Origin of the sequence: Mesorhizobium sp. M0563 (assembly GCF_040321065.1) — a bacterium.
Classification (GTDB): Bacteria; Pseudomonadota; Alphaproteobacteria; order Rhizobiales; family Rhizobiaceae; genus Mesorhizobium.
The window spans coordinates 22,708-33,956 of record NZ_JAMYQV010000039.1 but is presented as its reverse complement, the minus strand read 5'-3'; the positions used below and the strand labels follow the sequence as shown (position 1 = coordinate 33,956).

General features: G+C 57.6%; 5 protein-coding genes and 3 pseudogenes. 1 reads left to right on the top strand and 7 read right to left on the bottom strand.

Going from position 1 to position 11,249, the window contains the following annotated elements:
- Nucleotides 1–118: 118 nt before the first annotated feature.
- The 5 genes and pseudogenes from NKI50_RS29885 to NKI50_RS29865 form a co-directional block, all read right to left on the bottom strand.
- Nucleotides 119–336 (bottom strand): annotated as a pseudogene (locus NKI50_RS29885) (helix-turn-helix transcriptional regulator).
- 1,260 nt (nucleotides 337–1,596) lie between these two features.
- Nucleotides 1,597–1,857 (bottom strand): annotated as a pseudogene (locus NKI50_RS29880) (transposase); the annotation flags it as partial.
- A gap of 605 nt (nucleotides 1,858–2,462) precedes the next feature.
- Nucleotides 2,463–3,404: a methyltransferase domain-containing protein gene (locus tag NKI50_RS29875; protein ID WP_352718571.1), complete on the bottom strand. Its 942-nt coding sequence runs from the start codon at nucleotides 3,402–3,404 to the stop codon at nucleotides 2,463–2,465.
- Between the two features lie 198 nt (nucleotides 3,405–3,602).
- Nucleotides 3,603–6,278, bottom strand: coding sequence for a condensation domain-containing protein (locus NKI50_RS29870; RefSeq protein WP_352718568.1), 2,676 nt, complete (start codon nucleotides 6,276–6,278; stop codon nucleotides 3,603–3,605).
- 512 nt (nucleotides 6,279–6,790) lie between these two features.
- On the bottom strand, nucleotides 6,791–7,552 hold the full coding sequence (locus NKI50_RS29865) for a class I SAM-dependent methyltransferase (protein WP_352718565.1): 762 nt from the start codon (nucleotides 7,550–7,552) through the stop codon (nucleotides 6,791–6,793).
- A 459-nt stretch (nucleotides 7,553–8,011) separates the two neighbouring features.
- Between NKI50_RS29865 and NKI50_RS29860 the strand changes: the two genes are divergently transcribed.
- Nucleotides 8,012–9,292: an ATP-grasp domain-containing protein gene (locus tag NKI50_RS29860; protein WP_352718563.1), complete on the top strand. Its 1,281-nt coding sequence runs from the start codon at nucleotides 8,012–8,014 to the stop codon at nucleotides 9,290–9,292.
- 136 nt (nucleotides 9,293–9,428) lie between these two features.
- Here the strand turns inward: NKI50_RS29860 and NKI50_RS29855 are convergent, their stop codons facing one another.
- Both NKI50_RS29855 and tnpC read right to left on the bottom strand, forming a co-directional pair.
- A complete protein-coding gene (locus tag NKI50_RS29855) occupies nucleotides 9,429–9,539 on the bottom strand; it encodes a winged helix-turn-helix transcriptional regulator (RefSeq protein ID WP_352718561.1) in 111 nt (36 codons plus the stop codon).
- Nucleotides 9,540–9,632: 93 nt separating this feature from the next.
- A pseudogene (gene tnpC / locus NKI50_RS29850) lies at nucleotides 9,633–11,203 on the bottom strand (IS66 family transposase).
- Nucleotides 11,204–11,249: the final 46 nt, after the last annotated feature.

The window sequence follows — 11,249 nt, the reverse complement described above, 5'->3', positions numbered from 1 at the left end:
CCCCCCCCCCCCCCCCCCCCCCCCCCCCCCCCCCCCCCCCCCCCCCCCCCCCCCCCCCCCCCCCCCCCCCCCCCCCCCCCCCCCCGGGCCCGTAGCAATTACTTGGAAGTCGGGTGGGTCAGGCCTGTTCGTCGGGCCGAACCAGATCCGTGTGGCTGACTCCGAGGGCCAATGCCAGTTCATAGATCGTGATGATCGTCGGATTTCTTCGGCCTTTCTCCAAGCCGCTGATGTACTGCTGGCTGAACCCGGAAATCTCGGCAAGCTGCTCCTGCGTCAGACGCTTCCTTACCTGATCCTCTGCACATTACGTCCGACCAACCTGCGCATATCCATGCACGACAGCCAGCGGATTAGGCAGCTTGAGTTTATCAACTATATATGTAATCCACATCGAGCATCTAAATCCGATGGACCGCACGAGTCATGTGATTTGCAAAGGTCCCCTGCCTGTTTTGGCTTTGCACTTCATTACGGTCGGGCTGTCTGTTTGCAGTCTGTTGAGACTGTCTCCATGGAGGAGCTCAGGCTCACGGTAGATTACGGTCTTTGGTGTGTGAGAGCGTCACCTCTACAATTCTTGCAGCAGCCCTACGTCACCGTCTCGGACGCGAAGGCGGTACTGCGTTTTTCGAGATTGGCGTCGCATTTCGGCATCGGCTCGCACAGCCTCCCATGCAAGTTACCTTAAAAGCGAAGCCCTGTACGTAGGGACAACCAACGCAACTTCCTTGATCTTCTGTGAACCGTTCCTGGTGATCCGAAGAATGTTCTTGCTGTATTTGCAAAAGGAAGACGCGTCACCGTATGTCTGGAATTGTAATTCCGACTTTTTTGAGCGTGGCGGAAGTCCGAATATTGCCACCAGATGTTTTCGCATAGCGCGTCCCATGGACCGAGACGCTTTAGCAGGCTCGGCATCTCCTGGTCCGCCGGCATGGGAAGAACATCGTCCCGCCTCCAAGGAAATATGGCGGTTTCCCTTTTTCGCCCAAGCGTGAGTGGGAGAGGAAAGCTGCGCTCGGCGAGCCGCTCTTAGTCATCGCTCCACACTTTCGAGACGGCAGCCTGGTCGCTGGACGATCTTTCCCCAATCCACGACGAATTCTATGGAAACGCCAGGCGCGTGGAGATCCCCAAGGCTGGCTGGGGCGTGCGACCTCTGGGCTACCGACGGTCGCGGACCGTATCACGCAAATGGTGGTCTGACCAACCGCAGCTTCCCGCACCGCAGCCGGCCCATGCCAGGTTCCCTCGTTCCGTGCCGAAGCCTGTGCAGAGCTCATGCCGCCTATGCCACCGGCTGCCGCGTGGATCGTAAGCAGGTGTCGTCCACACTCCTCCGGGCGTTATTACCCGAGTCCGTTTCGACAGCGTCTGAACCCGTTTCGATGCGTCATCAGCGGCTCGCTTGCGCTCATCTTCTCAACCTGACAGCGTCGGGCGCCGCCTTCTCCCCATCGTTCACCACCACGCCTCTTGAGCGCAGCAGCATGGTTTGGAGCGTGCCCCTGCAGGCCGGCTCCGGGAGACCTCGTCTCCCATCTTCGACACAGTTGCGCTGGCAAATACACGCCAGCTTCGAGGCACACGGTCATAGGGGTTCTGAAGCCAGCGCTCGCACAGCGCCTCGTCGGACAGGTTGTGCATCGACTTGAGAATGGGCCAGGCCCACTATCAACCGGGTTGGCAGCGGCTGCCGGCCGGGATCGTCGTCATAGACCGCGCCAAGCCGTTGTTCGAGGAAACGCCAGTCGATCGAACGGGCCAGTTTCACCAGCGCATGATCCATGTTGAGGATCTGGTCGAGCCGGGATCGCAACAGGTCGGTCTTTCGCGCCGTTCCTTCGGCCGCATCGCTCGCTCCCTCGCAGCTTCGTCACAACAGTCGAATGCCGCGTACAGGTACGCTTCAATTTGCCGAAAATCGCCGCTCAAGCCACGATTTTCGGCAAAGTAAAATGCAAACTCGAGCAGAATCATGAATTGTATCAAAGTCTTCCGAGCTCTTCACGGACGACTGATCAGCCCGACCAATGCCGGAGAGCACGGCTGACCAATGTCGTCAGCTACACCACTCGTGGGCACAACCGTTGATGCGGCCAGCAGGTTGCCTGATGAACCCGTACCGGCGCGCAGTGACTGAGCGATGCGCCGGCCTTTGTGCAACTGTCGCCGCTGTAAAAATTGCCGCAATCGCAACGGCTGTTGACCGCACGTGGGCACTGCAGCGCGCACACAGCAAAACCGGGCCGCGACGCCGGTTGCGGGGACTATGGTGGGACGCCGGTGGATGCGCTCGTGCCTGAATCCTTACAGGCGATGCAAAACTGCTACGCTCATAGGATCAACGCCGTGCCTGTCCTGACGACAGGTCCCTCTGCCCGGTGCAAGCAGAAAGCCGCGACAACTCAGAGGAAGCTGGGGCCTGAGCCGTTGATGGGGACTAGCAATAATGTGTTTCACACGCGTCGCCCGCTCCCTACCAAGGCATTACGCGTTATGCGCGCTTCGAACTCACCGTGAGAGGTTTGCGTGACAACGAGCCCGAAATATTCATCAAGGAGCGCGAGCACGCGCTGCGTGTGGCTCCGGAGCTGCTCTAGCCCGTACATCTTCACGACGTATTCGGCTAACAGTTGGAGAGCGCTCTCTTCGTCTCCTCCGTGGAAGACGAACGGGTCTTTGATTCGCTGCACAGTTACCTCATCGAACGGCGCAGCAGCGAACAGATCGAGCACCTCGCCTGCGGTAAAATGAGGATAGTCATGTGGGGTCACGGAATGAGTTGACACCACGTCAGCGAACCAGCGGGCAGTGGGTGAGCCCTCTTCAAAGTCATGAAGAACAAACATGCCACCGGGCCGGAGAATTCGCCCAGCCGCCCGAGCGGCGGTAGCGCGCTGAGCGCGCGGAATGTGGTGCGTGCCGTAAGCCATCAGCACACCATCCACCGATCCGTCTTTAATCCAGAACGGATCGGTCGCGCCCTGCCAGACCACAAACAGGCCATCTCGGATACAACGGTCCACCATGAATTGGGAAACGTCAGAGTTGATGAAACTCGGGCAGCGCCCCTCACCCAATAGCCGGTGCGCTACCTTATTCACGTATCCGTCACCGGCGAGCAGATCGCAGATGATCATTGATGAACAAAGTCCGTCGCGACCATTGGGGTGCATCTTGCCCAGAAGATCCATCACGCCCTCCGATCGTGCCAGCAGGGACACTTGGATGCTATCGAGGTATTCCGAACCACGCCCTTCCGAGGTGAACTCATTGCGCGACAGGTCGGCAAGGCAGTCGAATGATTCTCTAGCTATTCGGGGCTCGATGGCCTTGAAGGCCAACGGATTTATCTCTTTTAAGCGGGCGATGTGCGCCTCTATACCGTCAGGAAACATTGTAGTACTCCTTGGTGAGCAATCGCCGGCGAGCCGAGCGATAGTATCGCGTTATTTCTTCTGATTGGATTTTGTATCCGTAGCGCACCAAGAGACCTGTGATAGAGTTTTCTGGATACCTATCGGCTATCTTCTGATATGGGCCAATCAGGAACCTGCCAACCGCGGCAAGCCGTATTTCATGCACGCCTTTGGATCTCATCCTTCGGGCAAATCTTCCAACCAGCAGGCCGCCTTGAGGTGCGGCCGGGAAAAAATCTTGCCTATCTTTTCGGGACTCTTGTTTTGATGATATCGCATATACACGCGGCCATCGGCTCCAAGGTCGAGGATCTCGATCTTTCCTGTGTGATGGGACATGATGTATTTGAAGGTTTTTTGGATGCCGCTGAGGCGTTGGTTGATGCCGCGAGCAATCTCTATTCCGCGGCGCAGTGAAACCTGAAAATGGGAAGCGCCTTTCACCGGTCTGGCCTGAAAGAGATAATACGGGCGGATACCCATTTGGTGACACTTGGCGAATGTGGCAGCCAAGATCTCAGGATCATCGTTGACTTTCGCGAGAAGCACGGTTTGGTTCAGGAACTGCACGCCCTGAGCGCGCAAGGAGCGAATCTCGTGCTCCGCCTTGACGGAGATTTCGCCGATGTGGTCGAAGTGTGTGACGATCACTGCGGCCTTACCCGCTTCGTCGATCCGTTTGAATAAGGCCGGTAAAGCGGGATCCTCGAACCGTTTGGGCTGATAGGCCAGTGTTTTTGTACCGAATCGAATCGAATCCAGATGTGGGATTGGCAGCAGATGATCAAGCATGTTGTCGAGCTTGGCCGTGCTGAGTACCAGCGGGTCGCCCCCTGTTATCAGCACGTTCGTCATCTCGGGATGGCCGCGAATATATTGTCCAATTTGGGCGAAATCAGCTGCTATTTCATCGGAATCTTTTCCGACAAGGCGTTTGCGAAGGCAATAGCGGCAATATGAGGCGCAACGGTCCGTGACCAGCAACAACCCGGTTTGGGTGTACTTGTGCTGAAACCCGGGAAAGACCGTGTTATCTAGCTCTCCGCTTGTGTCCAGGTTTCCGGGACTTTCGAACTCTTGGAATGAAGGCTCCACGATGTGCTTGAGCTGTTCGTAATAACCGCTGTTGGTGATCTGCTCACGATACGACTTTGTGACATGATAACGCATGATGCTACTGGCTTGGAGTTCCCCCTCGGTGACGACGCGCGGCCCCTCGATAAAATTCATCACCGTTGTGTCGGACCGCGGGGCCGAGTTGGCGGGTGGCGCTTGAGGAGGGCAAACGAGAGGCCCCGCGGCGGTCACCCGCGCCTTTAGCTCTCCATCGCTAAGGCTCTGGTCCTTGGAGGCAACCGCGATCGTTTTCGGATCCCGCTCCGTCTGCGCCCCAAGCAGTTCGTGAACCCAGCGGTCCTGGAGACAGGCCTCTTCCGCTGGGTTCGATTCAACGGCAAATCGACGTTCCTCCGCCAACAGAAGCGGTACCGACCAGACTCTCTGCCCGGGGCCGGCCGCCATCTGGCTCAGCGCCTTCTGCAAATAGCTCACAAACCGCTCCACCGTGCTCCGCTCAAACAGAGACGTCGGATAGATCAGCCTTCCACAGATCGCCTCGCCGACCCCGGAAAGGTTAAGCGCAAGATCATGTAGCGCGACACGATCGCCAACGCCTACATATTCAAGCTCGAGCCCCGGCAGTTCAACCGACTCCCCAGGATTGTTTTGCCATGTAAGTATAACCTCCGGTTTGTGGGGCGCGTCGACGAGTTCCACCGCCTGTTCAAATGGCAGGTCCTGATCATCCTGCGCCCCAAGCGCGGCGGCAGTCGCCCGTTCTAGCAATGTCTCCAGTGTCGGATCTCCGGACAGATCAATCCGCAACGCCAGGGTCCTGACGAAGCAGCCGATTAGCCCCTCGATCTCGGAGCGGGCGCGGTTGGCGCGAGGTGTGCCAATCACCAGTTCGTTCTGACCCGACAGCTGCGCCAGTACCAGCGACCAGCCCGCAAGGAGGGTTACGAACAGTGTCGTCCCATGACGCTTGCTCAGCTCTTTGAGCTGTGCACTCAGCCGCTCGTGCAACACGAACTCGACGTAACTGCCATTGTAGTCCCACTGCGCCGGACGCGGCCGGTCTGTCGGCAGCTCCAGCACCGCTGGCGTGCCGTCCAGCATTCGGAGCCAGTATTCCGACTGCCGCTGCAAGAGTTCCCCTGCCAGCCGTCCTCGCTGCCAAATCGCGTAGTCCGCATACTGCACCGGCAATGGCCTCAGCCGATCAGCGCGGCCTTCCCGGGCCGCGGCGTAGAGCTCGCTAAGCTCGCCGATCAGAATCTCCCGCGACCGACCGTCCGAGACCATGCGGTGCATGATGATCAGCAGCATATGATCGTCCTCCGCCAAGCGCACCAGTCGTGTGTGGATCAGCGGCCCGGCTTCCAGGTCGAACACCGCCTGCCCTTCAAAACGCATCAGCTCCGCGAGGGCCGCCTCGACATCCGCTGCCGCCGTCAGATCGTCTCGTTTCAGCGCCAGGCCGATGTCCGCCGGTCCAATCCTTTGGAACGGCTCGCCGTCCTCCACCCCGAAGGTGGTGCGCAGCACCTCATGACGCGCCACCAACCCGTTTAAGGCGGACTGCAGGGCCGCCTCGTCCAATTCGCCGCGGAGCCGAAGCCCCACATGGATGAGATCGGCCTTACTTCCGCCCTTCCCACGTGACAGGAACCAAAGCTGCTGCTGGGGAAGCGATAGTGGCACCCGTGTCGGACGCGGCAAAGCTTCAATTGGCGGGACCGCACTCAGTGGAGCGTCTGTAGCATTGATTTGGATTGTTCGAGTAAGTTTCATGTAGACCTCCTCGGTCGGAGCATGCGACACCGGTATGGGCGCATCGAGTCCACCGTGGCCGTGCAATCGGCGTGCCACCGAGGAGGTTGTGCGAGCAACAGGGGCAAAACGGTAGTGTTTTGCACCGCAACGGCGGATTGCTTGCGCCTCATTGTGTCGAGTTCCGAACAGTAGTGTCTTTAACCGGATACGGCTCGCAGAGAAGGTCGTGGTCAAGTAGCGCAGCCATTCGGCTTTCGCCCTAGCAGACCGGGCGGGCGAATTTCCCTGCCCCTATGCCGCACCATAAAATGTTGCAGGAAGATGCTGCCGTAGCCTCATCAGAATGCGGGAATGAACATACAATGAGTTCGATTGCCTGATCGGCGTTGACCGGGCCGAAGACCGTCGACTGCGCCTTTTCCTTGCGCCATATCTTCGTTCCCCTTTGCGGGTGTCCGCTCGCAACTCACTATTCGGACTACCCGGCGATCAGGCCGGTATCAGTACCCAAATCGCCATCGATGGCCCATTTACTTGTGCGCAACAACAACGATGCGCGGGCCATAAGGTGTGAACGCCCCGCCATCCTGCCCATAGGCTTCAACAGCATCAAACCCCACGTTTCGCAACATCCGATCGTATTCGGGAAACCCATACTGTCTGAAAGAAAAACGCATTCGTCTAACGCATCCATCGCGGACGACAATCCTCTTCCAGTTTATACGATCCGTCAGTGCGTCGGTCTTCATTATGTCGATTCTTAGATTATCATCGCGCTGCACGATCTCGCAGGTAGGCGACTTGTCGCGCAGCCAAGCGAAGCGATTGAGGTGATCAATTAGCAGACGCCCGCCCTTTCGAAGTGAACAAGCGGCTTCATGAAGAACTCTCTCGTTCTCAGCGTCATCGAAATAGCCAAAACTCGTGAACCACAGAAGAGCCGCGTCAAAACGATCTCGCCAGGGGAGTGAGCGCATATCGCCAGGAACATACTCAACATTCACCCGTCGTTCAGCCGCATCCGCTTCAGCTTTTTTCAGCAAGATAGGCGAGATATCCAGTCCGGTTACTCGCGCTCCTTTTTCCGCCAATCGGTTGGTAATGCGCCCATAACCGCATCCCAGCTCAAGAACTGGGGTGCCTTGTTTTAGTGAAAGAAGCTTCCAAATTGCTCCTGCTTCTCTGTCACTTTCCTCCGGAGATTTTACAACATCGCCAAAATAGAGATAATCTTCGCTGAAGTATGTTTCAAGTTCTTTTGCCGAAAGTGGGCTATTTTCGTCGTTTCTCATGTTCATCTCCTAAGCTAAAGGCTATTTCGCTTAACTGCTGTTTGGCATTAATTGCATACGCCATAGAGATTATGAAGGAAATAATTGTAATTATTTCATTATATTTTTGAACTTTTTGTAACAGTCACTAACTGGCCTGTCGCGGCGCATCAAGCGGATATTCTCCACCGACGAAGCCCCGCATCAAGTTGGCCCGATCCTATCCAAAGGCAACCGTCAAAGAATCATGATCGCCGTGCAGAGCGACGTCCCTTGAGCATCCCAACACTCCGAAATTTGTCGAGACGCCCCGTGCCACCGAAGACGTTGCAACAATGCTTTCAAGTAAAATTCACAGACTCTTTGCGGGCAAAGATCCCTGACAATGGTATCCTTCACCGCAAAGCCCGATAGTAGGCACAGCTACAGAGGCTGATGCCGATCCCGCTCGGAACAGCATGCGACAGAGGGTCAGTAGCAATGGCAAGAAGAGCACTCATCCTGCTTGAAGGGCACAAGAGTATTGGTCTGCTGTACGTGAAAGCGGCCCAGCGTCTTGGTCTGCATCCAATTACGCTGTCGTCTAATCCAGCTCTTTACGACTATCTTGCGGCGGAGGGGTTTGAGGCAGTCCGTGTCGATACAGACAATCTCGATGCGCTGAGCCACGAATGTTCCCGGCTACGTGCGACCTATGACATCGCTGGAATTACTGGCTTTACGGGCCTCGACGAGTCGGTCTATGCGACAGTTGGCAAGCTCTGCCGACATTTCGATCTACCGGGACCGAACCCCGAATCCCTTGAACGATGCTGCGACAAATTCGATCAACGGCAGTTCCTCACGCAGGCTGGCGTTCCAATGCCTGCTTATCGTTTGGCATCGGATGCGACGGAGGTGGAAAGCGCTGCCGCGGAGATCGGCCTGCCGGTGGTTGTTAAGCCAGCCGTAGGCAGCGGTAGCAACGGTGTCCGATTGTGCCGCACCGTCGATGAGTTGGTCGAACATACGACTTATCTGTCGGGCGGGAAGCACATTTTGCGCTCTTCGCCGCGGATACTGGTCGAAGAATTCGCACAAGGCTCGCATTATAGCGCTCATATTATGGGAAATGAGGTCGTTGGGATTACCGACACCGACTTCGGCCCCCCACCGCATTTCGTCGTTCGTGAGAGCATCTTTCCGGCCCCTCTGACTGATGACGAGTATAAACGTATCGCCGACGTTTCGCTAAGCTGTTTGCGAGCTCTTGGCCTTGGCTGGGGGCCAACAAACATTGAATTCCGGTGGACGAAGCGTGGGCCTGTCGTCATTGAAGTCAATCCACGCCTTCCAGGTGGAATCATTCCTCAAGTAACTCAGCTGGCTTATGGTGTCGATCTCATTACCGAGCACATCAAGCTTGTCATCGGCGACGAATGGGATTTGCGCACAAGGCATTCGCAGACTGCGGCCGCGCGGTTCCTGATTCCTGATCGCGATGGCATACTCGATTGGATCGATGGCGACAGTCGCTTGACTGCCATACCCGGTATCGCCGAGGTCAAATTGTATGTTGAACCCCAAACGTCGATTGTAAGGAAAGGCGATTACCGAGATACTATCGGACATGTTATCGCCGTTTCACCCACCCGTGCTGAGACCAAGGCAATACTTCAGCGCGCCGGCGACTTAATCAGGTGGTCCATCATACCATTTCCAACCCTTGGCGAACAGGAACACTCTGCGGCTCCCTCAGCTCCCCGCACCAGCGGAGATTGAGGCGCGTCTCTCCCGGGTTCGCGAGGCGGCAGGCCAGAGCGAGGCCGTCAGCGAGCGGAACCCATACGTCCTCGCCTAGCGTAAGGGGTAGCTGCACCTCGACGATGACCGTCAGAGGACCCAACCGCTCTCTCGTTTAAAATGAAATGTCCTTTCTAATTGTCCCGGCGAAACGAAGCCATTTAAGACGTCGAGCTACTGTCGCTGCCGAAAGGCCAACACGGTCGGAAATTTCGCGCTGATGCATGAGGTGGTCGAACTGTAAGCGCGATTTTCCCTGCACGTTGACGCCGGCGCTTTCGACGGATGGCCTTCGAATTGGGAACGGTATCTGGTCTGATCAGACTGCTGTTGCTTTGGCGAAGTTGAAGGGCAGCAGATCGTAGATATCAGCGTCCTCGTTGCGTTGAGGCAATTCGGTGAGGACGTGGCGCAGCCAGGCTAACGGCTCGACGCCACAAGCGCGGCAGGTCAACATCAGGCTGTAGATGACGGCGCTGGCCCTGGCTCCGTCGACGGTATCGCTGAACAGCCAACTTTTCCGGCCAGTGGCAAAGATTCTGATGTCACGCTCGAGAAGATTGTTGTCGATCGGCATGCTGCCGTCCTCGGTGTAACGAGTCAGATATCCCCATTGGTTCAGGGTGTAGGAGACGGCGTCGCCGAGCTTGCTGTCCGGCAAGACTTTTGGGGCGATGTCGTCGAGCCATGCCTTGAGAGCATGGAGGATCGGGACACTATGTTGCTGGCGGAAGCGGCGAATGCAGTCATCTCGCGTTTCGCCGTCATCGGGGATTTCGTTCCGCGCCTGCCTTTCAACCCGATAGAGCTGTTCGAAGAACCGGAGTGCCTGTTCCGGCGGGCCGCCGCCTTTCTTCCTCGCCTTTAGGGCATCGACGAAGCGCCGCCTGGAATGGGCCATGCAGCCAAGATGCGTTGCTCCTTCCAGCGTGCGCCAGGCGGAATAACCGTCACTCATCACGATGCCGCGGTAATCGCCCAAGAAGGTCTGCGGGTGTATCTGGCCGCGACCCGGCTGATAATCGAGCAGCACGATCGGCTCGTCACTGTCGTGGCCGCTCCGGTATGCCCACATGTACGAGGTGCTGGTGGCCTCTCTGTCCATTTCCTTCAGCACCTGGACCGTGGTCTCGTCGCCATGGATGAGGGGCTGCGATCTGAGCCGCAGCTTCAGCACGTCATAGATGCGGGCGAGATGCTTTTCGCTCGAGCCGATCACCCAGTGACCCAGAGCGCCACGGCTGACAGGAACGCCCGCGCGCTCGAAGGCCTGCGCCAGGCGGTAGAGCGGTGTGCCGTCGACGTATTTGTGAACGAGCGCGAAGGCCAGCGTCGAGGCCGTGGCGATGCTGCCCGGCAAGGGTTGCGCGGGCATCGGCGCGGTCACGACCGGCGTGTTGATGCCGGTACGGTCGCAATGACGGCAAGCATATTTGAACCGCACATTCTGCAGGACCTTCGCCTTCACCTCGATATGAAGTTGCTCGGTAACGGCCTCGCCCATGCGATGCATCTGGTGACGGCAGCAAGGACAAGCCTTCTGATCGTCGGGAAGGTCATACTCGACGCGCTCGCGCGGCAGGTTTTCCGGCAAGGCCTTGCGGCCGCGCTTCTTTCCCGTCGCCCCTTCGCTCGCCGGCAAGCCCGTGTCCGGCAGGACAACGACGCCGCCATCTTCGTTGTCGGCGGCGTCCTCATCCGCGGCCTGTTCGGCTTCATTGAAGAGGCGGTCAATGTGCTTTTCACTGCGCGGCGCAAAACGATGCAGTCGTGCAAGCGCCAGCTCTTCCTCGAGTTTGACGACGCGTTCGGTGAGTTGACGGTTCTCGCCTGCAGCGCAGCAATACGCGCCATCAACGCTTCAACAGTCGGTTCGCCGGGTCGATTCATCAGATTCTTGAATCGAAAGCATGCCGCCGCGTCAACCGCTCAATTC

What these genes read in the sequence shown, in the direction of transcription:
- NKI50_RS29875 (WP_352718571.1), bottom strand. Translation starts at nt 3,404, where the DNA reads ATGTTTCCTGACGGTATAGAGGCGCACATCGCCCGCTTAAAAGAGATA.
- NKI50_RS29870 (WP_352718568.1), bottom strand. Translation starts at nt 6,278, where the DNA reads ATGAAACTTACTCGAACAATCCAAATCAATGCTACAGACGCTCCACTG.
- NKI50_RS29865 (WP_352718565.1), bottom strand. Translation starts at nt 7,552, where the DNA reads ATGAGAAACGACGAAAATAGCCCACTTTCGGCAAAAGAACTTGAAACA.
- NKI50_RS29860 (WP_352718563.1), top strand. Translation starts at nt 8,012, where the DNA reads ATGGCAAGAAGAGCACTCATCCTGCTTGAAGGGCACAAGAGTATTGGT.
- NKI50_RS29855 (WP_352718561.1), bottom strand. Translation starts at nt 9,539, where the DNA reads ATGCATCAGCGCGAAATTTCCGACCGTGTTGGCCTTTCGGCAGCGACA.